At 64.7% G+C, this 24,622-nt stretch carries 23 protein-coding genes; 21 read left to right on the forward strand and 2 right to left on the reverse strand.

Annotated elements, in window-relative coordinates:
* The first annotated feature begins 124 nt into the window (after positions 1 to 124).
* The 3 genes from ACWTU9_RS19035 to ACWTU9_RS19045 all read left to right on the forward strand — a co-directional run bounded on the left by ACWTU9_RS19035 (position 125) and on the right by ACWTU9_RS19045 (position 2,248).
* Entirely contained in the window at positions 125 to 1,135 is a 1,011-nt protein-coding gene (locus tag ACWTU9_RS19035) for a LacI family DNA-binding transcriptional regulator (protein WP_454578305.1), read from the forward strand.
* 93 nt (positions 1,136 to 1,228) lie between these two features.
* A complete protein-coding gene (locus ACWTU9_RS19040) occupies positions 1,229 to 1,858 on the forward strand; it encodes a glutathione S-transferase family protein (protein ID WP_454588832.1) in 630 nt (209 codons plus the stop codon).
* 147 nt (positions 1,859 to 2,005) lie between these two features.
* Entirely contained in the window at positions 2,006 to 2,248 is a 243-nt protein-coding gene (locus ACWTU9_RS19045; protein WP_454588699.1) for a hypothetical protein, read from the forward strand.
* A 10-nt stretch (positions 2,249 to 2,258) separates the two neighbouring features.
* On the opposite strand, the gene ACWTU9_RS19050 is transcribed toward ACWTU9_RS19045, so the two are convergent.
* Together ACWTU9_RS19050 and ACWTU9_RS19055 are read right to left on the reverse strand one after the other, a co-directional pair.
* Positions 2,259 to 2,756 (reverse strand): N-acetyltransferase family protein, encoded by a 498-nt coding sequence (locus tag ACWTU9_RS19050; protein ID WP_455859613.1) that lies wholly within the window; start codon positions 2,754 to 2,756, stop codon positions 2,259 to 2,261.
* A 67-nt stretch (positions 2,757 to 2,823) separates the two neighbouring features.
* Entirely contained in the window at positions 2,824 to 3,831 is a 1,008-nt protein-coding gene (locus ACWTU9_RS19055) for an aldo/keto reductase (RefSeq protein ID WP_455859614.1), read from the reverse strand.
* A 258-nt stretch (positions 3,832 to 4,089) separates the two neighbouring features.
* On the opposite strand from ACWTU9_RS19055, the gene ACWTU9_RS19060 reads away from it, so the two are divergent.
* From ACWTU9_RS19060 to ACWTU9_RS19145, 18 genes are all read left to right on the forward strand, one after another.
* Positions 4,090 to 4,314, forward strand: coding sequence for a hypothetical protein (locus ACWTU9_RS19060; protein WP_454588702.1), 225 nt, complete (start codon positions 4,090 to 4,092; stop codon positions 4,312 to 4,314).
* 247 nt (positions 4,315 to 4,561) lie between these two features.
* Positions 4,562 to 7,048: a DNA ligase D gene (gene ligD / locus ACWTU9_RS19065; RefSeq protein ID WP_455859615.1), complete on the forward strand. Its 2,487-nt coding sequence runs from the start codon at positions 4,562 to 4,564 to the stop codon at positions 7,046 to 7,048.
* A 354-nt stretch (positions 7,049 to 7,402) separates the two neighbouring features.
* Positions 7,403 to 8,323, forward strand: coding sequence for a non-homologous end joining protein Ku (ku, locus tag ACWTU9_RS19070; protein WP_455859616.1), 921 nt, complete (start codon positions 7,403 to 7,405; stop codon positions 8,321 to 8,323).
* Complete coding sequence (locus tag ACWTU9_RS19075) at positions 8,320 to 9,456, forward strand: tetratricopeptide repeat protein (protein ID WP_455859617.1); 1,137 nt, start codon at positions 8,320 to 8,322, stop codon at positions 9,454 to 9,456. The genes ku and ACWTU9_RS19075 overlap by 4 nt, the downstream gene beginning before the upstream one ends.
* A 192-nt stretch (positions 9,457 to 9,648) precedes the next feature.
* A complete protein-coding gene (locus ACWTU9_RS19080) occupies positions 9,649 to 10,293 on the forward strand; it encodes an alpha/beta hydrolase family protein (RefSeq protein ID WP_455859618.1) in 645 nt (214 codons plus the stop codon).
* A 3-nt stretch (positions 10,294 to 10,296) separates the two neighbouring features.
* The gene (gene xth / locus ACWTU9_RS19085; RefSeq protein WP_455859619.1) at positions 10,297 to 11,067 is read left to right on the forward strand and encodes an exodeoxyribonuclease III; all 771 of its coding nucleotides are present in this window, start codon (positions 10,297 to 10,299) and stop codon (positions 11,065 to 11,067) included.
* A gap of 118 nt (positions 11,068 to 11,185) precedes the next feature.
* Complete coding sequence (locus tag ACWTU9_RS19090; protein WP_455859620.1) at positions 11,186 to 11,983, forward strand: WD40 repeat domain-containing protein; 798 nt, start codon at positions 11,186 to 11,188, stop codon at positions 11,981 to 11,983.
* A 26-nt stretch (positions 11,984 to 12,009) separates the two neighbouring features.
* Positions 12,010 to 12,765, forward strand: a complete 756-nt coding sequence (locus ACWTU9_RS19095; protein WP_455859621.1) for a WD40 repeat domain-containing protein — start codon at positions 12,010 to 12,012, stop codon at positions 12,763 to 12,765.
* A 212-nt stretch (positions 12,766 to 12,977) separates the two neighbouring features.
* On the forward strand, positions 12,978 to 14,720 hold the full coding sequence (locus ACWTU9_RS19100; protein ID WP_455859622.1) for an alkaline phosphatase: 1,743 nt from the start codon (positions 12,978 to 12,980) through the stop codon (positions 14,718 to 14,720).
* Between the two features lie 123 nt (positions 14,721 to 14,843).
* Complete coding sequence (locus tag ACWTU9_RS19105; RefSeq protein WP_455859623.1) at positions 14,844 to 15,302, forward strand: hypothetical protein; 459 nt, start codon at positions 14,844 to 14,846, stop codon at positions 15,300 to 15,302.
* A gap of 5 nt (positions 15,303 to 15,307) precedes the next feature.
* Positions 15,308 to 16,018 carry an ABC transporter ATP-binding protein gene (locus tag ACWTU9_RS19110; RefSeq protein WP_455859624.1) on the forward strand — a complete coding sequence of 237 codons (711 nt, stop codon included), beginning with the start codon at positions 15,308 to 15,310 and terminating at the stop codon, positions 16,016 to 16,018.
* Between the two features lie 40 nt (positions 16,019 to 16,058).
* Positions 16,059 to 17,306: an ABC transporter permease gene (locus ACWTU9_RS19115; RefSeq protein ID WP_455859625.1), complete on the forward strand. Its 1,248-nt coding sequence runs from the start codon at positions 16,059 to 16,061 to the stop codon at positions 17,304 to 17,306.
* Positions 17,307 to 17,513: 207 nt separating this feature from the next.
* Positions 17,514 to 19,526 carry an amidase gene (locus ACWTU9_RS19120; protein WP_455859626.1) on the forward strand — a complete coding sequence of 671 codons (2,013 nt, stop codon included), beginning with the start codon at positions 17,514 to 17,516 and terminating at the stop codon, positions 19,524 to 19,526.
* A gap of 82 nt (positions 19,527 to 19,608) precedes the next feature.
* Positions 19,609 to 20,142, forward strand: a complete 534-nt coding sequence (locus ACWTU9_RS19125; RefSeq protein ID WP_455859627.1) for an isochorismatase family protein — start codon at positions 19,609 to 19,611, stop codon at positions 20,140 to 20,142.
* 23 nt (positions 20,143 to 20,165) lie between these two features.
* The gene (locus ACWTU9_RS19130; RefSeq protein ID WP_455859628.1) at positions 20,166 to 20,621 is read left to right on the forward strand and encodes a GFA family protein; all 456 of its coding nucleotides are present in this window, start codon (positions 20,166 to 20,168) and stop codon (positions 20,619 to 20,621) included.
* Between the two features lie 347 nt (positions 20,622 to 20,968).
* Positions 20,969 to 21,982, forward strand: a complete 1,014-nt coding sequence (locus ACWTU9_RS19135) for a LacI family DNA-binding transcriptional regulator (protein WP_455859629.1) — start codon at positions 20,969 to 20,971, stop codon at positions 21,980 to 21,982.
* Entirely contained in the window at positions 21,979 to 23,496 is a 1,518-nt protein-coding gene (locus ACWTU9_RS19140; RefSeq protein ID WP_455859630.1) for a sugar ABC transporter ATP-binding protein, read from the forward strand. Before ACWTU9_RS19135 ends, ACWTU9_RS19140 begins: the two co-directional genes overlap by 4 nt.
* On the forward strand, positions 23,496 to 24,548 hold the full coding sequence (locus ACWTU9_RS19145) for an ABC transporter permease (RefSeq protein WP_455859631.1): 1,053 nt from the start codon (positions 23,496 to 23,498) through the stop codon (positions 24,546 to 24,548). Before ACWTU9_RS19140 ends, ACWTU9_RS19145 begins: the two co-directional genes overlap by 1 nt.
* Positions 24,549 to 24,622: the final 74 nt, after the last annotated feature.

A 24,622-nucleotide genomic window follows, 5' to 3' on the forward strand; every position in this document is an offset into this window, starting at 1 on the left:
TCATGAACCGGCAAACTGGCTCTACCACCGGTGAAACCTTGCTGCTTTGCGCGGCAGGGTGACTCACGTAGACAGGGACGGGAAGGTCGAACAGGGGCGGCAGATGGCAAAGACGATAAGGACGATGGAGGATTTCTCGGACTTCGTCGGCTTGTCTCGCACTACCGTCTCCAAATATTTCAACGACCCTAGTTCCGTCCGCAAGAACACCCGCAGCGCCATCGAGGCGGCGCTGAAGAAATCCGATTTCCGGCCGAGCATGTTCGCGGTCAACCTCAACCGCCGCCGCAGCAACATCCTCGGCGTCATCATCCCGAACTCGACCGACCCGTTCTACATGGCGCTGACCCGCCGCATCGAGCTGATCGCCAACGAGGCCGGCTTCCTGGCCTTCGTGCTGTCCTCCGACGGCCGCGCCGAAATGGAGGACCAGGCGATCCAGACGTTTCGCTCGATGAACATTGCCGGCGCCATTATCGCGCCGCTCGGCGTGCAGTCACACCACCGCATCCTGGCCGAGCTCGGATCGAGCATCCCGCTGATCTATGTCGACTCGCCGCTCGACGAGACATCCTCCTTCGTCGGCACCGACAACCGGCAGAGTTTCAGGCTGATCGTCGATTATCTCTGCCGCTCCGGCGAGCCGCCCTGCTACTTCGCCATGCCTCTGGTCAACAACAATGCCTCGGCGCGCCAGGACGCCTATGTCGAGGCCATGCGGCAGTTCAAGATGACGCCGTCGATCGTGCCGGTCGAGGACGTGCGCTCGTGGGATTTCGAAAAGTTCGGCTATGACGAGGCGATGCGCATCCTGAAAAGTAGCGGCTTTCCGACCAAAACCGTGCTGTGCGCCAACGATCGCGTCGCCTTCGGCGTGCTCGGCGCCGCCTTCCAGCTCGGACTGAAGGTCGGCCACGGGGCGGATTGCGACTTCAGGGTCGCCGGCCATGACGACCATCCGCTGTCGCGCTATGCCTGCCCGCCGATCACCACAGTAGCGCAGAATTACAACGAGATCGGCCGCCTCGCCATCGGCCTGCTGCTCGAGCGGCTGGATGAGGACGCGTCCGCCGCAAAGCGGGCAGGCGCGCGCATACTGCTCAACGCCGAGCTGATGCTGCGCAGTTCGGCGTAAGTAGCCGATCTCCTGCGTTCATATCGCAGGATTCGGGTGGCAACTGTCGCGGATCCCATGCATGGCTGGCGGCGACCGCAGCGAAGGACAGCCATGCTCACGCTTCATGATTACCTGCCATCGCAAAACGGCTGGAAGGCAAGAGTTGTACTGGGGCTGCTCGACATTCCTTATGACAGCCGCCTGGTGTCGATCTTCGAGGGTGAGAGCCACACCGACGCCTTCCTGAAGCTCAACCCGGCCGGTGCCGTCCCGGTGCTTGAGTTGGAGGATGGCCGCGCGATCGCTGAATCGAATGCGATCCTCATTTACCTCGCCGAGGGCACGCCGTTTCTGCCGGCCGACCGCTATGTCAACGCCAAGATCATGCAATGGCTGTTCTTCGAACAGTACCATGTCGAGCCGGTTATCGGGTCGCTGCGTTTCTGGACGCTGACCGGAAGGCTGGAGCGCAACCAGGCGATGGTCGCGGCCAAGCGCGAAGCCAGCGCCCGCACGCTCGCCGCGCTGGAGCGCAGCCTGAACGATACGCCGTTCCTTGTCGGCGACACGCTCACCGTCGCCGACATCGCCGTCTATGCCTACGGCCACCTGGCCGAAGATTGCGCCTTCGCGCTGGCGGACTATCCGGCTGTCCTCGCCTGGATGGATCGAGTGGCGGCTGCCATCGGTCCCGGCTATCCCGTGCATGCCTACGGCATCGATCCGCATTCCAATGCCTGACGGCAAAAGCCGCGCGTTCACCTTGTCTCACCGAAAACAAGACCCAGATTCTGTCTGTCGGCGGGGTTCGAGCTCGCAATCCGCCGGCTGGATGCCGCATCCCGGCGTCATCTCGACGACAGGCCGGCACCTTGCATGGAGGTGACCATGACACGCGACGACATCATTTCGGTGTTAGGCCCGGTAGACGAGGCGGTCATTGCCGACATCGCGCTGACCGGCGCTAGCCTTGAAGAACTGCGCGAGGCCTTCGCCTGGCTTGGCGCCGACGAGGCGCTGGTCAACGAAGGCCGCCCCTTGCCTGGAACGAAGGTGGCGCGGCTGATCGAGATCCTCGACATGCCCGAGGACGAGGATGGCCCGGTGGCGCCGGCGATGGGGTTTCAGTAGGGCCTCACTTCTACGCCCTCGACAGCAGCCTGCGCATGATCAGCGAGGCGTGGCCGGCGACGCCGTGCGCGGCCGGCCGGCGCTCGACCGCCTCGAAGCCGTGCTTGCGGTAGAAGGCGATCGCCCGGTCATTGCCTTCGATCACTTCCAGCGCAATCGAGGGAATGCCGGCATGGGCGGCGAGCACGGCGTGCAGCAGGTCGGTGGCGAGCCCGCTGCCGAACTCGGTCTTGTCGATATGCAGCCGGTCGAGCATGACATCGCCACGATCGTCCATCGCCGCCATCGCATAACCGGCGATCGACCCGTCCGGCCGCTCGGCCACGAACGACATCTTGTTGTCATCGCTGAGTTCCTCAGCCAGCCGCTCAGGCGCGTGCCTGCCGTCGGAGAGCCGCGCGGTGGTCTCGGATCCCATGATCGGTGAATAGGTGCGCCGCCAGGATTCGCCCAACAGGCGCGACACCGACGGCACGTCTTTTGCGGTCATGGCTCTGATCTGGGTCATCGCCTGCGATCATGCCGAGATCGCGCCGGCAATCAAGAGCCGCGCAGGGTGCGAAAAAAGGATCGTCCTACCGATCGATCGTCGTCATCACCCGCTCATTGTAGCGCGGGCCTGCGACCTTGCCCGGCGCAAGCGCCGCGCTAAGCGCAGCCATTTCGGTGGGTTCGAGCTTGATCGCCGCCGCCGCGACATTCTCCTCCAGATACTTGCGCCGCTTGGTGCCGGGAATCGGCACGATGTCGATGCCGAACCTGTCGCCCTTGGCGAGCACCCAGGCCAGCGCGATCTGTGCGGGTTTCACTCCCTTCGCAGCTGCGACCTCTTGCACCGCGGCGGCTGCGGCGACGTTGGTGTCGAAATTGGCGCCCTGGTAGCGCGGGTCGCCGCGGCGGAAATCGCCTTCGGGGTACTCCTCGGCGCGCTTGACCTCGCCGGCGAGGAAGCCGCGGCCGAGCGGCGCGAACGGCACCAGGCCGATGCCGAGCTTTTCGAGCAACGGGATGATCTCCGGCTCCAGGTTGCGCTCCCAAAGCGAATATTCGCTCTGCAGCGCCGACACCGGGTGCACCGCATGCGCGCGGCTGATGTTGGCCGCGCCTGCCTCCGACAGGCCGAAGAAGCGCACCTTGCCTTCGGCAACCAGGCGGCCGATCGTACCGGCGACGTCTTCCATCGGTACCGCAGGGTCGACGCGGTGCTGGTAGTAGAGGTCGACATGGTCGGTGCCGAGCCGCTTCAGCGAGCCTTCGAGCGCCTCGCGAATATGGTCGGGCCGGCTGTCCCGCTCCGTGCCGACCTGTCTGCCGTTTTCGATGCGGAAGCCGAATTTGGTGGCAATGGTCACCTCATCGCGCCGGCCCTTCAGCGCTCGCCCGAGCAATTCTTCATTGGCATAGGCGCCGTAGACTTCCGCCGTGTCGAGGAAGGTACAGCCCAGTTCGATGGCGCGGTGCAATGTGGCGATCGATTCTGCCTCGTCGGCCGGACCGTAAGACTGGCTCATGCCCATGCAGCCGAGGCCGATCGCCGACACTTGCAGCCCTTGGCTGCCGAGTTTGCGGGTTCTGAGGGTCATTGCTGTTCTCCTTGAGAGCACGGAGAAACTATAGAAGCCGCTCGCTCAATTTCCAGAGACGCTCGGCCGATTCAGGATCGATAGCATAGGGCATCACGCCCAGCGTCCCCGGGCATGTGGGGCCCGCAGCGGGCTTTTTTGCTGCCGCCGGATCGTGCTGCCGCCAGACTGGTTGGCAGTCCAAAATTGACAGAACAGCCGATCTCCAGCATCCTTGAGGGGCCGCCATGTCTTGCGGTTGTTGTGTGTGAGCGGTTCATGGTCAGTCCCGTCGCCAGCCAGAAGTCCAAACGCGCCGCGGTGCGCAAGGCGCTTGACCGCCACAAGGTGTACATCACCGCGCAAAGCTTTTCCGGTGGGGTCTACTCGGCCCGCGTGCTGGTCGATGGCGAGGCCTACTGGGTCGATGAATTCCGGCTGAGCCAGCTGCAACAGGGGCTGACTCCGGCCGAGCTGGACTTGATGCCAGCCGCCGACGATTGAGCATTCCAGGATGAAGAGGGCAAGGTTGGCGGGACAGCACCCCCCTCTGTCCTGCCGGACATCTCCTCCACAAGGAGGGAGATTAGCCGTTTTGCCGCCGGCTCCCTTTTTGCATCGCTGGAAATTGACGAAGGCATACGCGTCATCCGATCTCCCCCCTTGCGGGGGAGATGGCCGGCAGGCCAGAGGGGGGTGTGAAGGAACGCGACGCCTGCAAGCCGGCCATGCCGCCGCTCCCGTCTAACTCATGCCTCCCTCCAAGCTCAAATCCTACCGCGCCAAGCGCGAATTCAGCCGCACCCCGGAACCGGCTGGCGGGCTCATTTCCGGCGACGGCAACCGCTTCGTCGTGCACAAGCATCACGCCACCGCCGACCATTACGATCTGCGCCTGCAGGTCGGCGGCGTGCTGAAAAGCTGGGCGGTGCCGCGCGGGCCTTCGCTCAACCCGGCCAACAAGCGGCTCGCCGTCGAGACCGAGGACCATCCGCTCGAATATATCGACTTCGAAGGTGTCATTCCCGAAGGCGAATATGGCGGCGGGCCGATGATCGTCTGGGACACCGGCACCTGGGCGCCGATGGACGATGTCGACAAGAGTTTGCGCACCGGCGCGTTCAAGTTCCGGCTGGCGGGCGAAAAACTCAATGGCGGCTGGATGCTGACCCGGCTGAAGCCCAAGCCCGGCGAAGACGAGAACAAGAAGAACTGGCTGCTGTTCAAGGAGCGCGACCTCGCCGCTGATACCAGCCTCGATATCCTGGAAGCGCGGCCGGAAAGCGTGAAATCGGGCAAGCGCATCGAGGAGCTGGTGGCGCCGCCGAAGAAGCCGGCCCGCCTGCCGCCCAAACCCGGCGCGCTGAAACCCGGCGCGCTGCCCGGCGCTGTCAGAGGCGATCCGCCGTCGCGCATCGAGCCGCAACTCGCAACCCAGGTGCCGAAGCCACCAGGCGGGCCAGTGGAGGATACGGGCGAGCTCTGGCTGCATGAGATAAAATTCGACGGCTATCGCACCATGGCGCATATTGCGGGTGGTGAGGTCCGGCTGATCACCCGCGGTGGTATCGACTGGACGAAGCGCTACGGCGACCTGCCGCAGGCCTTTGCAAAGCTGCCTCTCGACCAGGCGATCATCGACGGCGAGATCATGGTGCTGGACGGCAAGGGCATTTCCCGTTTCGCCCTACTGCAGGATGCGCTGTCGGCGGGTGCCGGCTCCAAATTGCATTTCTACGCCTTCGATCTCTTGCATCTCGACGGCTGGGATCTGCGCAGGGCGCCGCTCGCAAAGCGCAAGGCGCTGCTTGCCGAACTGCTTGCCGGCCTCGGCGCCAACTCCGCCATCCAGTTGAGCGATCATGTCGAGGGCGACGGGCAAGGGCTCTACGAGCAGGCCTCGAATCTTGGGCTGGAAGGCGTCGTGTCCAAGCGCGCCGACGCCATCTACCAGAGTGGCCGCACCAAGAGCTGGACCAAGGTCAAGGCGCTGCAGAATGGCGATTTCATCATTGCCGGCTACACCGTCTCCGACGCGGCCGAAGGGCTGGCCGCGCTCGGTATGGCCGAATTCGAGGATGGCGAACTGCACTATCGCGGCAAGGTCGGCACTGGCTTCGATGCCGCGACGGCAGCGGAATTGCTCGCAAGGCTGGAACCGCTGCGCGATGGCGCGACGGCGCCCGACGGCGTGCCGCGCGAGATCATGCGCGAGATGAAATGGGTGCGGCCGCTGCTGTCGGCGCGCATCCACTATGCCAACCGCACGGCCGACAATGCGTTGCGCCATGGCGTGTTCCGTGGGTTGCGCGATGTCGGCCTGTCGACGCCGGTGTCGCCGAAGCGCAGACGGCTGATCGCCGAGGCAGACCTCGCCACAATCTGGGTGACCAATCCGGAGCGGCGGCTGTTTGGCAAGACAGGGCCGACCAAACTCGACATCGCCGTCTATTACGCGCTGGTCGGCGACTTCATGCTGCCGCACATTATGGGCCGCCCGGTGTCGCTGGTGCGCTGCCCGACCGGCCTGCCGAAGGACTGTTTCTTTCAGCGCCACGCCTTCACCGGCATGCCGCCTTCCGTCGTCACTTTCGAGACCGCCAATTCCGAAGGCGAGGTCAAGTCCTATCTGTCGGTCGAAGGCGCCAAAGGCTATCTGGCGCTGGCGCAGTTCGGCGTCGTCGAGTTCCACACCTGGGGCACGCATCGCACCCATCTCGACAAGCCCGACCAGATCGTGCTGGACCTCGATCCGGGCGAGGGAATTTCGTGGCGCGAAGTGGTCGAAGCCGCCGTCCACATCAAGGGCGAGCTGGAGGGGCTGGGGCTGGTGCCTTTTGCAAAAACATCGGGCGGCAGCGGTATCCACATCACGGTGCCGGTGACCGGCAAGCAGAACTGGAAGAAGCTGCACCAGGCGACCAGCGCCATATCCACCCATCTGGCGGCCAGCGCGCCCCACACCTTCACCACCACCATGGGCAAGGAAAACCGCAAGCGGCGCATTTTTATCGACTATCACCGCAACGCGCGCGGCCACACCTCCGCCGCCCCCTATTCGCTGCGCGCCCGCACCAACCTGCCGGCCTCGACGCCGGTGAGTTGGAGCGACCTGGAGACCATCGATGCGCCGCAGGATCTGAACTATTCCTCGCTGCCGGGCCTCCTGGCGACTTCGGGCGATCCCTGGGCGGACATCGATGATTTTGCCCGGGACTTGCCAGCCTTCAAAATCTAGGTTCCTCGCCCCCACAACGTGGGGGAGAGGTGTCCGCGTAGCGGACGGAGAGGGGGCTTGCGCCGACGCTCCAAGGTTCAGACGCCCCTTGGAAACACTCAGGCTTGCGCCATCCCCCTCTCCGTCTCGGCTTCGCCGAGCCACCTCTCCCCCGCTCCGCGGGGGCGAGGAACCGGTGCTGCGCCATCGACGCTCCAGACAATTTGAATTATCCTCTCGCCTGAGCCCTTGAAACATTTAGTCAGGAATTTGATGTAGCGTCAGGGATCGATGTAGGATTTTGGCAGCGCCATTCGTCCTCCGGACGAAGCGCTGCATCGGTGTGTCAGTGCATGGCCGCGTAGGAGAGAGTTCATGGCGCCCAGGGCAAGTTGGAAAGGTTACCTCAAGCTCAGCCTCGTCAGCTGTCCGGTCCGGCTCTATCCGGCAACGACGACCAGCGAGCGGATCTCGTTCAATCAGCTGCACAAGAAGACCCACAATCGCATCAACATGAAGCCGGTCGACCCTGAGCTGGGGCTGGTCGAGCGTTCGGATCTGGTCAAGGGCTACGAGTACGAGGACAAGCAGTACATCATCATCGATGATGCCGACCTCGATACGGTCAGGATCGAATCCAACCACACGATGAACATAGAGGCCTTCGTCGATGAAGACGAGGTCGACGTCATCTACCAGGATGCGCCGTACTATATGGCTCCGGATGGCGCCATGGCCGAGGAAACCTTCGCCGTGCTGCGCGAAGCCATGCGCAAGTCCGGCAAGCTCGCCATCGCCCGCCTTGTCCTGTCCAGCCGCGAGCGCGTGGTGACGATCGGTGCCCGCGAAAACGGCATGTTCGTGTGTACCTTGAGGAACCCGAACGAAGTACGCGGCACGGCTGAATATTTCGGCAATATCCCGGCGGGAAAACCCGACGCCGAAATGCTGCAGCTCGCCGAAGCGCTGATCAAGCAGAAGGAAACCACCTTCGACCCGAAGAACTATGAGGACCGCTACGAGATCGCACTGATGTCGATGATCCGCGAGAAGCTCAAGGGCCACAAGCCGATCATTGCGGCCGCCCCCGAACGCGGCAATGTCATCAACCTGATGGATGCGCTGAAGGCCAGCCTCTCCCAATCGGCCAAGCCGCCTGCCAAGTCGAAGAGCAAAGCCGATGAGACTGAGAAGCCGGCCGCCAAGGCAAGCGCTGCAAAGAGTGGAGCAGGTGCCGCCAAGGAAAACCCGTTGAAGGCCAACCTGCTCAAGGCCGTCGGCAAGAGCAAGGGGTGACGGCGCCCACCGGTATAACCTCCGGCGCCGACTTCGGCACCATCGGCGCGCTGGCGGCATTTCCGCTGCGGCTCGCCGCGCGCGAGGTCGAACGGCGGCACGGCCAATTGCGGCGCGGCATCACCCGGCGCACCACCCACGTCGTCTTCGGACGCACGCTGCTTGCCAAGGCTGGCATGGCGAAGGCCGGTGATGCCGAGATAGAGCGCCGCGTCTCGGCCGAGCGCGCCGCCGGGCGAACGCTCCTTAGCGAAAATGGCTTCCTACGCCTGCTCAGCCTGATGAAGACGCCGGAGGCGTCCTCGCTGTCCAGGCAGTCACTCATCGACCAGTCAAAACTGTCGGGCGCCGACCTCGACCTGCTCAGCCTTTTCGACGCTTTCGAGCATGATGGCGAACCCTACTCCTTCCGCGACCTCATCCTCGCCCGCAAATATGCCGGGCTGGTGGCCGGCGGCGCCTCATGGGGCGCGATTGCCCGCTCGGTGCACCGCTCCGGTCCGGTCGCCTCGCTCACCGCCAAGTCCCTCAATGTCGGCTCGCAGCATGGCCGGCCCGATGCGATCTATCTCGAAGGCGGCCAGAGCGAACTCGACGGCCAGTTGCTGTTCGATCTCGGCAGCGCAAGTGCTGCCGGCGACGATACGCTGGAGGACTTGTTCGCAGAGGCTGAAAGCGCGGAAGAGCAGGGCGACCACGAGCAGGCCGCGTTCCTTTACCAGCGCTGCCTTAGCATCGATCCGAGCGACGCCATCGCCGCCTTCAACCGCGCCAACTGCCTGCGCGGCGCCGGCCGTGTCAGCGAGGCCGCGCACGACTATGCAAGGGCGATAAAGCTCGACCCGGCCTTCGTCGAGGCGTGGTTCAACCTCGCCGGCCTGATGAGCGACGAGGGCAAGATCGCGTCGGCGCGCCGGCACCTGCAAAAGGCGATCGCGCTCGACAAGACCTATGCCGATCCGGTCTTCAACCTTGCCCGTCTGGAATTCGACGCCGGCAATCTGGCGGAGGCTCGCAAGAACTGGGTGCGCTATCTCGAACTCGACGCGGACAGCGAATGGGCGCGGACTGCGCAGAAGGGAATACAGTTCGTGGATTTGCAGCTGGCGGGGGAGAGAGATGTTCGCGCTTGAGCACTCCCCTCTGGCCTGTCGGCCATCTCCCCCGCAAGGGGGGAGATCAAGCGCTTCGCGGCCTTCGCCTATCTCCATCGTTGCGCGGTTGGGCAAGGCGCCTGACCCGCCAATCTCCCCCCTTGCGGGGGAGATGCCCGGCAGGGCAGAGGGGGGTGTGACGGAACTCGGCCTCAGTAGGAAGGCCACCCCATGACCAGCTTCCTCTTCGACGGCCACGACACCGCCCCCGTCACCGTCCTGCTTGCCCATGGCGCCGGCGCGTCGATGGATTCCCCCTCGATGACCGCTACCGCCAAGGCGCTTGCCACTGCCGGCTTCCAGGTCGCACGCTTCGAATTCCACTATATGGCGGCGCGCCGCTATGGCCAGCGCAAGCCGCCACCGCGCGCCGAGACCGTCAACCCCGAATACATCAAGGCGATCGCCGACCTGCGCGCCAGGGGCGTCACCGGAAAGCTCATCATCGGCGGCAAGTCGATGGGCGGCCGCGTCGCCTCGATGGTCGCCGACGAGATGTTCGCCAAGGGCGAGATCGCCGGCCTCATCTGCCTCGGCTATCCCTTCCATCCGCCGGCCAAGCCGGAGCAACTGCGGACGAAGCATCTTGTCGGCTTGAAGACGCCGACGCTGATCTTCCAGGGCACACGCGACGAGTTCGGCGCCAGGGAAGAGGTCGCGACCTACGGTCTTTCCGATGCTATCGAGGTCATCTGGCTGGAGGACGGCGACCACGATCTGAAGCCGCGCAAGGCAATCTCCGGCTTCTCGACGGCGGATCATCTGAAGACGCTGGCGGAAACTGTGAAGGCATGGGCGGACAGGATCGCCTCCTGACCGATGAAACTCGCCTCTTTCAACATCAACAACATCAACAACCGGCTGCAAAACCTGCTGGCATGGCTGGCAAAGGCCAAACCCGATGTGGTCTGCCTGCAGGAGTTGAAGGCGCGCGACACGCAGTTTCCGCGCACCGCCTTGGCCGATGCCGGCTACGGCGCCGTGTGGAAGGGCGAGCCGACCTGGAATGGCGTCGCCATACTCGCGCGAGGATCCGAACCGGTGCTGACCCGTGACGCCCTGCCGGGCGATGAGGCCGACAGGCAGAGCCGCTACATCGAGGCGGCCGTGAACGGTGTCGTCATCGCCTGCCTCTATGCGCCCAATGGCAACCCGCAGCCGGGGCCGAAATTCCAGTACAAACTGGCCTGGCATGAAAGGCTGGAGGCGCATGCCGGTGAGCTGTTTGACACCGACCTGCCGGTGGCGCTGGTCGGCGACTACAACATCGTGCCCGAGCCACGCGACATCTACGCCACCCGCTCCTATGACGACAATGCGTTGGTGCAGCCGGAGAGCCGCGCATCGTTCCGGCGGCTGCTCGAGCAGGGCTGGACCGATGCGCTGCGCAAGAAATACCCGAAGGAAACGCTCTACACTTTCTGGGACTACCGCCGTAACCGCTGGCCGCGCGACGCTGGCTTGAGGCTCGACCACATCTTGCTGTCCAAGACACTGGCGCGCCGCCTCAAAGCTGCCGGTATCGACCGCGATATCAGGGGTGAGGACGGCGCCAGCGACCACGCGCCGGTATGGGTGGAGTTGAAGTGAGCTTGGCCGAGGCTGCGTGATCTCAACCACTTTCATACCAAGCATTTTGCCATACGCATTTCGTCGCTAGTCTCATGAACGGGTGGGCCGCGAAGTGCGCGGCCCGAGGGGAGAGCCAATGAACAGGGACAGGGCGCTTGCATTGCTCTTGCTGGCGATTGGCGTGGTCTGTTTCGCCATGCAGCGTCTGGCGCAAGGCGATGCAAGTATTGCTGCTTCCTTCGCATCCATTCGCCCAGTTGCCTTGTTCGTTGCGGGCGCGGCCTGCGTGGTCGGGGCGATCTTGTTTTTTGCCGGTGCGTTGCCGGCACCTCCGAACCACCTGTCGGGCACGCCGCTGTTCGGTCGGGTGGCGGAGGTGCAAAACCCCGGCAGGCCAAAGCTGCGGCGAACCTTCCTGGTTCTACCGGCGATTGTCGTCCTGGCGTTGCTGGCCGATCGGTTCGGCCCTTGGCGTGGTGCTGGCCCGGGCGGTGAGGTGGCCGCGCCGAAAGAGCCCGCCGAACCCAAGAGCAACGAACCGAAGGACATAGCCGGCGCGCCGGCGACGCCGCCCGCTGCGCCGACACCACCCGCGCAAGCCGCTCCGCCACCCGTACAGGCAACCAACCCGCCAGAGCCTCCGGTCCAACCGCCTTCGGCGCCGGAGCCGCCGCCCGAGGTCGCTCTTGCTCCGGCGACACCGCCGCCGGAGGCAGCACCGCCGCCGGCTCCGGCCTCGCCGCCACAAGCCGCACTTCCTTCGCCACCGGAAACCGTGGCGCCCTTGCCGCCGGCCGAACTGCCGCTGCCGACCGAGCCCGACGGCCACCGCGATGCCGTCGTCTGGCTCGCCGTGTCGGCTGACGGCCGCGATATCATGAGCGCCAGCACCGACCACATGATCAAGCTCTGGGACATCGCCGCAAGCGGCTGATCCGCAACCTCGGTGAGCACAAGGACATGGCGCGCACGGCGCTGTTCATGCCCGACCGCGCCACCGCGCTGACCGCCGGCGACGACGGCGAGATCGTGCTGCGAAAACTCGCCGACGGCATGGTGCTGCATGTCTTCTCGTCGGGCGACAATGGCGGCGTGCGCAAGCTGGCCATCAGCCCGGACGGCAAGCGCGCTGTCAGCGGTCACGACACCGGCAACGTCATCGTCTGGGACCTCGTCAACAAATCCGCGCTGCATGTGATGACCGGGCACGACTGGCCGATCAGCACGGTCGCCATCTCGCCCGACGGCACGCGCGCGCTGAGCGGCTCCATCGACGGCACGCTGAAATTCTGGGACGTCGAAAGCGGCAAGCAATTGCGCAGCTGGCACGGCCACGAGCAGGGCACCTACGGCGCCGTCTTCACCGCCGACGGCCATCACGTCATCACCGGCAGCGGCGATTACACGATCAAGCTCTGGGACCTCGACACCTTCAAGGAGGTGCGCCGCTTCGAGGGCCACGAAGGCACCGTCTATACGCTGGCGCTGTCGGCCGACGGCAAGCGCCTGGCATCCGGCTCGCTCGACGGCACGGCGCGGCTATGGGATGTCGACACCGGCAGCCAGATCGCCATGTTCGACAGCCGCACCGGTCCGATCTACGCCGTCGCCTTCGCCCCCGACGGCACGCTGCTCACCGGCGGCGACGACCGCACCATCAGGGATTGGCCGGCAACAGGCGACAGCGAAATCCTGTTCGCCGGAGCGCCGCAGTAGCGGGGGGCGTGTTGGTCGGTTGGAGCAGGCGTGCATAACGGCTGATCCCCCACACCTGGGAGAAGGCCGGCAGCCAGCTTCGTTCAATCCTGTTTCAACCGGCTTTGGACTACGCGAGAATGTGAGCGGTCCTAGCAAGATTCTGTCATACAACAGACATCGGCAGCGAATACCAAAAACTGTCTTTTACCAGTCAATTTTGGAGGTCACATATGCTTCGCCCCCTCATCGCGCTCGCCGTTACGACAAGTCTTGTCAGCGCTGCTGGCGCAGCCACGATCTATCCTCTCGACCGCGCCACCATCCTCGCCCAGTCTCCCTTCGACCTGAAGGTCGAATTCGACAAGGTCGTCACCCCCGACCAGGTCATGGTGACGATCAACGGCAAGCCGGCCGAAGAGGTCCTCGGCAAAAAGGTCGAGTTCGTGAACAAGGAAGAGGGGGTCGATGCCTCCGCCATCCTGATCCGGGCCGCCAGCATCAGCCAGCCCGGCACCTATGAGATCGAAGCCAAGGCCGGCGACGAGACCAAGTCCGTCAAATGGGATGTGTTCGGAACGTCCGCGACGCCTCGTGCCAAGAACGTCATCTTCCTGCTCGGCGACGGCCTCTCCGTCGCGCATCGCACCGGCGCGCGGATCATGTCCAAGGGCATGACCGAAGGCAAGGCGAACGGCCGGCTCAACATGGACGATCTCGACCATATGGCCTTCATCGGCACGTCATCGACGAACGCCATCGCCACCGACAGCGCCAACACGATGTCGGCCTACATGACCGGCCACAAGACGGCGGTGAACGCGCTCGGCGTCTATGCCGACCGCACCAAGCCGAGCCAGGATGACCCGAAGGTCGAGACCATCGCCGAGGCTCTGCGGCGCACCGGCAAGAAGTCGATCGGCGTCGTCTCGACGGCCGAGGTCGAGGACGCCACCCCCGCAGCCGTCGTCTCCCATACGCGCAGCCGCAGCGACAAGGCCGACATCGTCGGCATGTTTTATCAGACGCAGCCTGACGTCATCCTCGGCGGCGGCTCCGCCTATTTCCTGCCGCAGAGCACGGCCGGCTCCAAGCGCAAGGACGACACCGACTACGTCGCAAAATTCCGGGATGCCGGATACGCCCTTGCCACCGACAAAACCGAACTCGAGGCCGCGTCCAAGACCAACACCGGCAAGATCCTCGGCCTGTTCCACACCGGCAACATGGACGTCACGCTCGACCGCGATTTCCTCAAGAAGGGCACTGTGGAAACCTTCCCCAATCAGCCGGGCCTGGTCGAAATGACCAATGTCGCGCTCGGTGAACTGTCGAAAAACCCGGACGGCTTCTTCCTGATGGTCGAAGGCGCCTTGATCGACAAGATGTCGCATCCGATGGACTGGGAGCGCTCCATGGTCGAGGTCATCGAGTTCGACAAGGCGGTCGGCGTTGCCATGGAATTCGCCAAGACCCACCCCGACACCATGATCGTCGTCACCGGCGACCACACCCACAGCGTCTCCATCTTTGGCACCATCGACGACAACAAGCCGGGTCCGGAGATGCGCGACAAGGTCGGGGTCTATGCCGACGCGGGCTTCCCGAATTACGAGGACAAGAATGGCGACGGCTATCCCGACAGCGTCGATGTCTCGCGCCGTCTGGCGATCTTCGGCGCCAACTTCCCCGACTATTACGAGACCTTCCGTCCGAAGCTCGACGGCCCGTTCGTGCCGACGGTGCAGAACGAGGCCAAGGAATACGTCGCCAACGAGAAGTACAAGGACGTACCCGGCGCCGTGCTGCGCAAAGGCAATTTGCCGAAGAACGCCGAAAGCGCCGTTCATGCCGTCGATGACGTCGTGCTGCAGGCCACCGGCCCAGGCGCCGAAGGCTTCAAGGGCTACATGGAAGAGAGCGACGTTTACCGCGTGCTGGCCGATGCCTTGGGACTTGCGCCGGCGACGAACTGAGCCGCGCGGGCTATGATTGATTCCGGCCGCTCCATTCGCTTTCGCAGGGCTGCGGATGAAGCGGGCCGGGACGGCGGTTCGGGCGCTGACGGCGCCCGGGCCTGACAAGGAGGACTGCGGATCATGGCGTGCAGACCGATTACCCGCCGCGGCACGCTGCTCGGTTCGGCTGCGGTCTGTTTTTCCTGGGCTTTGCGCGCCGCGTCCGCAGCCGCCGCGCCGCTCACCTTCGATGACCTCTACGGCAAGATCGGCGTGCTCGGCATGACCTTCTCCGACAAAGTCAAAAGCCTTGCCGGCCAGGACGTCACAATGCAGGGTTTCATGGCGCCGCCGCTGAAAGCCGAGGCGAAATTCTTCGTCCTGACCGAGATACCGATGGCGCTGTGTCCGTTCTGCTCGTCCGACGCCGACTGGCCCGACAACATCGTCGTCATCTATCTCGACCAGGCGCAAACCTTCGAACAGGCAAACGCCCTCATTGAAGTGGCAGGCAGGCTGGAAACCGGCTCCTGGACCGACCCAGAAACCGGCTTCGTCAGCCTTTTGCGCATCGTCGACGCGCATTTCCGCCGGGCGTAGCGATCATGCTTGGCCTGTCCGTCCGCGATTTGCGGGTTTCCTTCCGCGACCTTGAGAAGCCTGCGCTCACTGTGCCCGCGCTGGACATCCGACCTGGTGAAAAAGTCGCCGTCACCGGGCCCTCGGGATCGGGCAAGACGACGTTCATCAACATCGTGACCGGGCTGGAAAGGATACGCCATGGCTCGGTGCGCTGGCGCGACACCGAACTTTCCAGCCTCTCCGAAGCCAGGCGTGACCGCTGGCGTTCCGCGAATGTCGGCCTGGTCATGCAGGAGTTTTATCTGTGCCCCGGCCTGTCGGCGCTGGAAAACGTCCTGCTGCCCGGCAGGTTGTCAAGGGTCCGCCCCGTGTCCGAACTGAAGGCGGAAGGACTGCGGCTGCTCGAACGGGTCGAAATTGAGCGTCCCGGCCAGCCGGTCGAAACCATGTCGCGGGGACAGATGCAGCGGGTCGCTGTTGCCAGAGCGTTGGTGACAAGACCGGCCATTGTCGTCGCCGACGAGCCGACCGCCAGCCTCGATTCCGATTCCGGAATTGCGGTGGCGAACCTGTTGCTGCAATTGGCGGTAGAGGCGGGAACCACCCTCATCGTCGCCAGTCACGAGAAACGGCTGATCGAAAGGCTGGACCGGATCATCCGCCTGGAAGCCGGTCAGGTGACGCGCGATACCGGCGCGTCGCAGGAGATGGCCGAGCGCGATGAAGCTTTCTGACCTCGCAGATGGAAAAGCCCGTGGGAGAAAGGAATAGCCGATGCTCCGCTTCATCGCCGCGGATCTGAGGCGACACTGGATCGGCGTGACGGCCGTGGCGTTGCTGATTGCGCTGGCGACCGCGCTCGGCGTTGCCGTCACGCTCAGTGAGCGGGCGCTGCGATTGGGCAGCGCGCAAGCGGCGGATGCTTTCGACCTGGTGATCGGGGTGCCGGGCAGCGAAACCCAGCTGGTGCTGTCCTCCGTGTTTCTGCAGGCGGCGCCGCTGTCGCTGATGCCGGGCGATGTGCTGGCCGGTCTCGTGAAGGACAAGCGGGTGGCCTGGGCAGCGCCGGTCGGTTTCGGTGACTTTGTCGAAAACTTCCCGATCGTCGGCACCACGCAGGCGCTGGTCGACGGACTGGGCGGCGTCTCCGAAGGCCGCACATTTGCGCTGCTTGGCGATGCGCTGGTCGGCGCCTCGGTTCCCAAAAGCGTCGGCGCCCGCTTCCATCCCGCGCATGGACAGCTCCATGCGGCGACCGAGATCCACAATGATTTCACCTATGCGATTGTCGGCCGCCTCAGCCCTACGGGTACGGCCTGGGACCGGGCGATCATCGTGCCGATCGAGGCGGTCTGGCATATCCATGAACACGAGAATGGACGCGCCGGAATTGCAGCACTTGTCGAGCAGGTTGACGCACAAGACGGTGCCGCACCGCACGGTTTCGATGCGCCGATCAACCCCGATGCCGTTCTCGATCCTTCGGCGCCCGGCCTGCCGGCAATCGTGGTGAAACCGCACACCGTCGCCGACGCCTACAAGCTGCGCCAACAGTATCGCAGCGACCGCACGCTGGCGGTCTTTCCCGGCGAAGTGCTGACCCGGCTTTACGGAACCCTCGGTGATGCAAGGCGCATCCTGTCCATGGTGGCGGCCGGCGCGCAATTCCTCGTCGCGGCGGCAACCCTTCTGGTCGTCATCGTCCATATTCTGCAGCGACGGCACCAGATCGGCGCCTTGCGCGCCTTCGGCGCGCCGCGTTCGGTGGTGTTCGGGATCGTCTGGGTGGAAACCTTCGTCATCGTCGGCGCCGGGGTTTTGCTCGGTTTTCTCTTCGGCTATATCGCGGCTCGAACCATCGCCCATACGATGGGCGAAATGAGCGGCTTTTCGATGCCGGTGATGTTCCGCATCGAGGATATGAGCTCGGCGCTGATCCTGCTTGTCGTGGCTGGCTTGGCCGCGGTGGTGCCGTCGGTGCTGGCCTATCGGCAATCGCCGGCGCAGGCGCTGAGGAACTGAGCCCGAGGTTGGGCGCTTGAACACCCCCCTCTGGCCTGCCGGCCATCTCCCCCGCAAGGGGGGAGATCAGCAGTTCGGGCGCCTCTGCCCATCTTGAATACCGCTAAATGGCGAAAGCATGGATGACAGCCAATCTCCCCCCTTGCGGGGGAGATGCCCGGCAGGGCAGAGGGGGGTGTGAAGGAACGCCAGCCGAGCAAACCTGCCATGCCCACTCTCCACCTCGTCGAAGCCTCCATCGCCGACCTGCGCAGCGCGCTGGAGTCCGACACCGTCACCAGCGTCGAACTGGTCGGTGCCTATCTCAGGCGCATCGCGCGTTACGACCGCCATGGCATCGCGCTCAACGCCGTGCCGGTGCTCAATCCGCAAATGTTCGACGAGGCTGCCGCCTCCGACCTGCGCCGCGCGAAGGGCACCACGCTCGGGCCGCTCGACGGCATCCCCTACACCGCCAAGGACAGCTACAAGGTGAGGGGCATGACGGTGGCTGCCGGATCGCCGGCCTTCGAGCATCTCGTTGCCAATGAGGACGCTTTCACCATCGCCCAGCTGCGGGCCGGCGGGGCTGTGCTGATCGGGCTGACCAACATACCGCCAATGGCCAATGGCGGCATGCAGCGCGGCGTCTATGGCCGCGCCGAAAGCCCTTACAATGCCGAGTACCTGACCGCCGCCTTTGCCTCCGGCTCCTCCAACGGTTCGGGCACGGCGACGGCCGCGAGCTTCGCTGCCTTCGGGCTGGGTGAAGAGACATGGTCGTCGGGGCGGGCGCCGGCCTCCAACAACTCGCTGGTCGCCTACACGCCGTCGCGCGGCGTCATTTCGGTTCGGGGCAACTGGCCGCTGGTGCCGACCATGGATGTGGTGGTGCCGCATACGCGCAGCATGGCCGACATGCTCGAACTGCTCGATGTGATCGTCGCCGACGATGACGAGACGCGTGGCGATTTCTGGCGTATGCAGCCTTGGGTGACGATCCCGAACGGCGGGGATGTCAGGCCGCCAAGGTACACGGCGCTGAAGCTGGAAGGATCGCTTAAAGGCAAGTGCCTCGGCGTGCCGAAAATGTATATCGGCAAGGATGCCGATGCCACGCGGCCGATCGAGACCCGCGCCTCGGTGCTCGACCTCTGGCAGCAGGCGGCGCGCGATCTCGAACGGCTCGGCGCTGAGGTGATCGAGGTCGATTTCCCTGTCGTCTCCAATTACGAGCGCGATCGTCCGGGCGCGAAAACCATGGTCGAGCGCGGGCTGGTGCCTGAAGGTTTTGCGGAGCACGAAATCTGGGACCTCTGCATCTGGGCCTGGGACGATTTTCTGCGCGCCAATGCCGATCCCGCCATCCCCGATCTGACCGCGGTAGACGGCGCAAAGATTTTCCCGCAACCGCCGGGCACGCTGCCCGACCGCTATGGCGATGACGGGTTCGATCTGGCCGACTATGTCACCCGCGCCAGGCAGGGCGTGACGCCATTCCAGGACATCCCCACGCTGGCGGAAGGGCTCAAGGGATTGGAGGCAACGCGCCGGATCGACTTCGAGGATTGGCTGGATGCCAACAGGCTCGACGCCGTGGTGCTGCCGGCTGTCGCCGACGTCGGGCTGGCCGATGCCGATGTCAATGACGCCTCGGCAGCCCTTGCCTGGCGCAATGGCACCTGGGTCGCCAACGGCAATCTGGTCTGGCGCCATCTCGGCATCCCGACCGTCACCGTGCCGATGGGCACGATGGCCGATATCGGTATGCCGGTCGGACTGACATTTGCCGGCAAGGCCTATGACGATGTGCGGCTGCTGCAATTCGCCGGCGATTTCGAGCGCTCGGCGAAGCGCCGCACCAGTCCGTCGCGCACGCCCGAATTGCCGGGCGATGTGTTTGCAGCGCGCGGTGGATCGCGGGCCAGCGATGTGCCGCTGCCGGTGCTCACGCTAACTGCCGAAACGAGACATCAAGGAGACCAGGCGGAGATCGCCGTGATGGTTGAACTCGATGCCGCCATCGACACGGAAGGCATCAAGGTCCATGTCAACGGCGAACCCGTCGCCATGCAGCAAAGCGGCAGAAGCTTTCACGGCAGCATCCTGGTGCCGGCCGTCGAGCATGCGCGAACCCACAGCATCTGGCGCGGCCCCTATGGATCAATTGTCACGGCAATAGTGCGTCTGCCGGATGGACGCACTGCCGGTGCGTATGTGGTAACTGGTGGGATCGGGTGAGGTTGAGCTAATCTCCCCCACGAGGGGGGAGATCAGCAGCTTCGCCGCTTGACCCATCCACCTCCCGCGCTATCTTCGCGCCATGTCAAATCTCGCTCCCCTCATCGTCATCGATCTCCAGACCAACATGTTCGACGGGCGCGTCGAGCCGCCGATCCATGATGCGCCGGGCATTGCCGCGCGCACCCGTTCGCTGCTCGACTGGGCGCGGCGCGAGGGCCGCAAGGTTGCCTTCGTCAGGCATGACGGGCCGGCCGGCGATCCGCTGGCGCCGGGCGAGCCGGGTTGGCCGGTATGGCCGGAACTCGGCCAGGCCAAGGACGAGCCGACATTCTCCAAGAACGTCCGCAACGCCTTCTCCAATCCCGAGCTTGGCGCATGGGTGGCCGGGCAGGGTGCTGGCGAAGTCGTGCTCGCCGGCGCGCAAACCGATTTCTGCATCGCCGGCACCGTCAAGGGCGCGCTGGCTGAAGGCCTCGCCGTAACCATCGTGTCCGACGCCCACTCTACGCTGGATGCCGAGGGCGAAACCGCCCCGGACATCGTCGCGCGCTATAATGCGGCCTTCGCCGAAGATGGCGTCACGCTGGTGACGACGAAGGTGTTGACGGGCTGAGCGACCAGAGACAGGAGACCAATTTGCCAAGCCTGACCTTGCCGGCCGAAGGCGGCTGCCGCTGCGGACGCGTGCGGCTCTGGATTTCTTCAGCCCCCTTGCTCACCATGGCCTGCCATTGCACCGGCTGCCAGACCATGTCGGCCAGCGCCTATTCGCTAAGCGCCGCCATTCCCTCGGACGGCTTCGAAATCACGCAGGGCGAGCCGGTGATCGGCGGCTTGCACGGCGCCTCGCACCACTATTTCTGCCCGCATTGCATGAGCTGGATGTTCACCCGTCCGGAAGGGCTCGACTGGTTCGTCAATCTGCGCCCGACCATGCTCGACGAACACGGCTGGTTCACGCCATTCATCGAAACCTGGACCAGCGAGAAACTGCCCTGGGCGACGACGCCGGCCGTGCATAGCTACGAAGCGCTGCCGGCCTTCGAGGCGTATGAGGGGCTGGTGGCGGAGTTTGCGGAAGCTGAAGACTGAGCGCCTACCTTCTCCCCCTGGGGGGTCCGAAGGACGGGGCGAGACCCGTGGCTCGCCCCAGGGCGGTGGCCTCGCGAAGCGAGGTCGGATGAGGGGTGCTCCAGCTTGGCGCACACGTTCATCCGCATCCGCTGCTTGGCAACAGGAACGCCAGCGTCTCATTCCGCTGGAACACCCCTCATCCGTCTCGGCGCTGCGCGCCGATCCACCTTCTCCCACAGGGGAGAAGGAAAAAATCCATCGAATCGATTGCGCAAACGTTTCGATCACCCTAAGCTTCCCCGAAATCCGCCGACAGAGCGGACGGGAAAGGCATAGGGAGGAGCGCTTGCAAGCGCTGAGTTTTATTGCCGACAATGGCTGAAGTGGCGCGGCGCGCCGGCGTGTCGGTGTCGACCGTCTCTCATGTCGTCAACAACACCCGCTTCGTTTCGCTGGAGAAGGCGAAGCTGATCAACGATGCCATTGCCGCTATGGGCTATCAGCCCAACGAGTTGGCACGGTCGCTGAAAGCGTCGACCACCAACAGCGTCGGCCTGGCCATCTCGGCGATTTCCAATCCCTATTTCACCGACATCATCTGCGCGGTCGAGGCCGAGTGCGCGCGGCTTGGCCTGATGGTGTTTCTCTCCGACACGCAGGAAGACCCGGACCGCGAATTGCAGGTCGTGCGCGCCTTCCACCAGCGCCGCGTCGACGGAGTCATCCTGGCGCCGTCGGGTTCGCCGCAACGCGCCATCGACTATCTCGCCGACAAGAAGGTGCCATGCGTTCTGATCGACCGTTTCGCCGATGATCGCTTCGACCAGATCGGCGTCGAGAACGACACGGCGATGCGCGCGCTGATCGACCATGTCGCTTCCTTCGGCCACAAGCGCATCGGCTACATCGCCGGCCAGCCGGGGCTGGCGACGACGCGCGAGCGCATCGAGGCGTTCCAGGCCTCGCTGGCGGCCAATGGACTTGAGACCCTGCCGCACTATGTCTCGCCAGAGAATGTCGACACGGCGGCAGCGACCGCATCGACGCATGCGATTCTGTCGCTGCCCACGCCGCCCACCGCATTGGTTACCGGCAACAACATGACGACGATCGGGGCAGTCCGCGCCATACGCGAAAAGGGTCTCATCATCCCGCGCGATCTGTCGCTGGTCGGCTTCGACGATTTCGAATGGGCCGACTGTTTCGAGCCAAGGCTGACACTGATCGAGCAGCCCTGCACCGAGATCGGCAGGCAGGCGGCGGCTCTGCTCAGCGCCCGCATCGCGGCGATCGGATCCGCGCCGCGCTCGGTGCGGCTGCAGGCGACCTTGCACGCGCGGCAATCCTGCGCGAGGCTAGCCGATACGAGGTCAACATGACCGCGCCGCTTCTGGTCATGACCGGCGCCGTCAAACGCTTCGGCGGCGTGCAGGCGCTGCGCGGCGTCGACTTCGACCTGAAGGCGGGCGAGATCCACGCACTGCTCGGCGAAAACGGCGCCGGCAAGTCGACGCTGATGAATCTTCTGTCGGGCGTCTACACGCCGGACGAAGGCACGATCGAGATCGACGGAAAACCGGTGCGCTTCAACAACCCGCGCGAGGCGCAGGCCGCGGGCATCGCCACCATCTTCCAGGAACTCGACCTGGTGCCGTCGCTCGACGTCGCGGCCAACCTGTTCCTCGGCCGTGAGCTGATGCGTCCCGGCGGCTTCCTCGACGTGCCGGCGATGCGCCGCGAGGCGAAGAAGCGGCTGGAAGCGATCGAGATCGCCATCGATCCAGGGGCGATGGTGGCCGACCTGTCGATCGGCCAGCGCCAGGTGGTGGCGATCGTCAAGGCGCTGTCTTACGCCTCGCGCGTGCTGATCATGGACGAGCCGACGGCGGCCCTTACCGTCGGCGAAGTCGAGCGTCTGTTCGACATCATGCGCAAGCTCGCCGCCACCGGCGTCGGCATCGTCTATATCTCGCACCGGCTGGAGGAAGTGCCAGGCATTGCCGACCGGGTGACGGTGATGCGCGACGGCCGTGTCGCCGGCATCACCGAGCCGCACGCGCCGCAGGCCGAGTTGGTGCGGCTGCTGGTCGGGCGTCCCTTGGACGAGCTCTATCCGCAACGCGCCAAAGGGGCGGGCAAGCCGCTGCTCAGCCTGAGGAACGCCAGCTTCAAGCTCGCCCGCGACAGCGCCGGCTGGCAGGCGCCGCAAGGCGTTTCGCTCGATGTCCATGAAGGCGAGATCGTCGGTCTCGCCGGCATTATGGGGGCAGGGCGCACCGAACTCTTATCCGCGCTCTACGGTACCGGCCTGTCGGGCCGCTGGGAAGGCGAGGTCGCTATATCGGGCCAGGCGGTGAGACTCGATTCCATCAAGGCCGCCCGCCACGCGGGCATCGCCTTCGTCACCGACGACCGCAGGGGCTCAGGCTTGATGCTGCGCATGGCGGTCGGCCTCAATCTGGTGATGTCGGTCATCCGTCGCATCTCGCCGGCCGGCCTAATGTCGCCAAGCCGTCAGGCGGAAGCGGTGAAACAATCCTTCGGCCAGTTCGATATTCGCCCGAAGAACCCCGACATCGCCGTCGGCGCGCTGTCGGGCGGCAACCAGCAGAAGGTGGTTCTGGCCAAGGAGATCCTCGGCAACCCGCGCCTGCTGCTGCTCGACGAGCCGACGCGTGGCGTCGATGTCGGCGCCAAGGGCGAGATTTACGCGCGGCTCAGGGCACTCGCGGCGCAAGGGCTCGGCATACTGGTCGCCTCCAGCGAAATGCCGGAACTGATCGGCCTGTGCGACCGCATCGTGGTGCTGCGCCAGGGGCGCAATGTGGCGGAATTCATGGGCGGCGTCGACGAGCACACGGTGCTGGCCGCGGCAAATGGCAGGGAGGCCTGATGTCTGACGACAAGATTTCGGCGGCAAGCGCGCCCGTGATGGCGGCGCCTCAAAAACATCGCGACCCGCTGGCGCTCATCGTGCGCTTCCAGAGCCTGATCGGCCTGGTGCTGGTGGCGATCGGCGGCATCATCTTCTCGCCGCGCCGCCATGGCGAAATCCTGTTCCTCAACCCCGACAACATCGCCAACATCGTGCGCGCCGTGTCGGAGACCGGCATCATCGCCATCGGCATGACCTTCGTCATCATCACCGCCGGCATCGACCTGTCGGTCGGCGCGGTGCTGGGCCTGTCCAGCGTCGTCACCGCATCGATGATGATCTCCGGCGGCTTCGGGCTGATCCCCACCATCCTCGCCGTGCTGGTCATGGGCATCGTCTTCGGCGCCATCCAGGGCACCATTTCCACCCGCTTCAGGCTGGAACCTTTCATCGTCACGCTGGCCGGCCTGCAGGCCGCACGCGGCCTGGCGCTGGTCGTCTCGGGCAACCAGTACATCAACATTTCCTATGGCGACGGGCCGGGCCTGGCGCCGCCGGTGTTTGCCGTGCTGGGCGAGCGGCTGTTCAACAACACCGTGCCGGTGGCCACGCTTGTCTTCATCGTCTTCGCCGCGCTCGCCACCATCGTGCTCAACACCACGCGCTTCGGCCGCTATGTCTTTGCCGTCGGCGGCAATGAGCGCGCCGCGCGCATTTCCGGCGTGCCGGTGTCGATGGTGAAGATCTCGGTCTATGCCATCACCGGCTTTGCCGCCGCCCTTGCCGGCATCGTGCATGCCGGCCAGTTCAATTTCGGCAGCGCCAATGACGGCATGGGTTATGAGCTGACGGCAATAGCCGCCGTGGTCATCGGCGGCACCAGCCTGTTCGGCGGCGCCGGCTCCATGGTCGGCACCGTTGCCGGCACCATCATGCTGGGCGCACTCGCCAACATCCTGCAGCTCAACAACATCACCCCCGCCATGCAGCTGCTCGCGACCGCCGCGATCATCGTGCTGGCGGCAGTGCTTCAATCCCTCGTTCGCCGCCGCGAGGGGTTGGGTCGTTAGTGCATGTCGCGCAAAAGTGACATCGGTTTTGCGATAACGACATGCATCAACAAACAAGGAGGAAGACGGCAAAA

The sequence above is a fragment of the Mesorhizobium sp. 128a genome (genome assembly GCF_053848025.1).

Excerpts from the sequence above, each read along its gene's own strand:
- ACWTU9_RS19035 (WP_454578305.1), top strand. The coding sequence starts at position 125 with ATGGAGGATTTCTCGGACTTCGTCGGCTTGTCTCGCACTACCGTCTCC.
- ACWTU9_RS19040 (WP_454588832.1), top strand. The coding sequence starts at position 1,229 with ATGCTCACGCTTCATGATTACCTGCCATCGCAAAACGGCTGGAAGGCA.
- ACWTU9_RS19045 (WP_454588699.1), top strand. The coding sequence starts at position 2,006 with ATGACACGCGACGACATCATTTCGGTGTTAGGCCCGGTAGACGAGGCG.
- ACWTU9_RS19050 (WP_455859613.1), bottom strand. The coding sequence starts at position 2,756 with ATGACCCAGATCAGAGCCATGACCGCAAAAGACGTGCCGTCGGTGTCG.
- ACWTU9_RS19055 (WP_455859614.1), bottom strand. The coding sequence starts at position 3,831 with ATGACCCTCAGAACCCGCAAACTCGGCAGCCAAGGGCTGCAAGTGTCG.
- ACWTU9_RS19060 (WP_454588702.1), top strand. The coding sequence starts at position 4,090 with ATGGTCAGTCCCGTCGCCAGCCAGAAGTCCAAACGCGCCGCGGTGCGC.
- ligD (WP_455859615.1), top strand. The coding sequence starts at position 4,562 with ATGCCTCCCTCCAAGCTCAAATCCTACCGCGCCAAGCGCGAATTCAGC.
- ku (WP_455859616.1), top strand. The coding sequence starts at position 7,403 with ATGGCGCCCAGGGCAAGTTGGAAAGGTTACCTCAAGCTCAGCCTCGTC.
- ACWTU9_RS19080 (WP_455859618.1), top strand. The coding sequence starts at position 9,649 with ATGACCAGCTTCCTCTTCGACGGCCACGACACCGCCCCCGTCACCGTC.
- xth (WP_455859619.1), top strand. The coding sequence starts at position 10,297 with ATGAAACTCGCCTCTTTCAACATCAACAACATCAACAACCGGCTGCAA.
- ACWTU9_RS19090 (WP_455859620.1), top strand. The coding sequence starts at position 11,186 with ATGAACAGGGACAGGGCGCTTGCATTGCTCTTGCTGGCGATTGGCGTG.
- ACWTU9_RS19095 (WP_455859621.1), top strand. The coding sequence starts at position 12,010 with ATGGCGCGCACGGCGCTGTTCATGCCCGACCGCGCCACCGCGCTGACC.
- ACWTU9_RS19100 (WP_455859622.1), top strand. The coding sequence starts at position 12,978 with ATGCTTCGCCCCCTCATCGCGCTCGCCGTTACGACAAGTCTTGTCAGC.
- ACWTU9_RS19105 (WP_455859623.1), top strand. The coding sequence starts at position 14,844 with ATGGCGTGCAGACCGATTACCCGCCGCGGCACGCTGCTCGGTTCGGCT.
- ACWTU9_RS19110 (WP_455859624.1), top strand. The coding sequence starts at position 15,308 with ATGCTTGGCCTGTCCGTCCGCGATTTGCGGGTTTCCTTCCGCGACCTT.
- ACWTU9_RS19115 (WP_455859625.1), top strand. The coding sequence starts at position 16,059 with ATGCTCCGCTTCATCGCCGCGGATCTGAGGCGACACTGGATCGGCGTG.
- ACWTU9_RS19120 (WP_455859626.1), top strand. The coding sequence starts at position 17,514 with ATGCCCACTCTCCACCTCGTCGAAGCCTCCATCGCCGACCTGCGCAGC.
- ACWTU9_RS19125 (WP_455859627.1), top strand. The coding sequence starts at position 19,609 with ATGTCAAATCTCGCTCCCCTCATCGTCATCGATCTCCAGACCAACATG.
- ACWTU9_RS19140 (WP_455859630.1), top strand. The coding sequence starts at position 21,979 with ATGACCGCGCCGCTTCTGGTCATGACCGGCGCCGTCAAACGCTTCGGC.
- ACWTU9_RS19145 (WP_455859631.1), top strand. The coding sequence starts at position 23,496 with ATGTCTGACGACAAGATTTCGGCGGCAAGCGCGCCCGTGATGGCGGCG.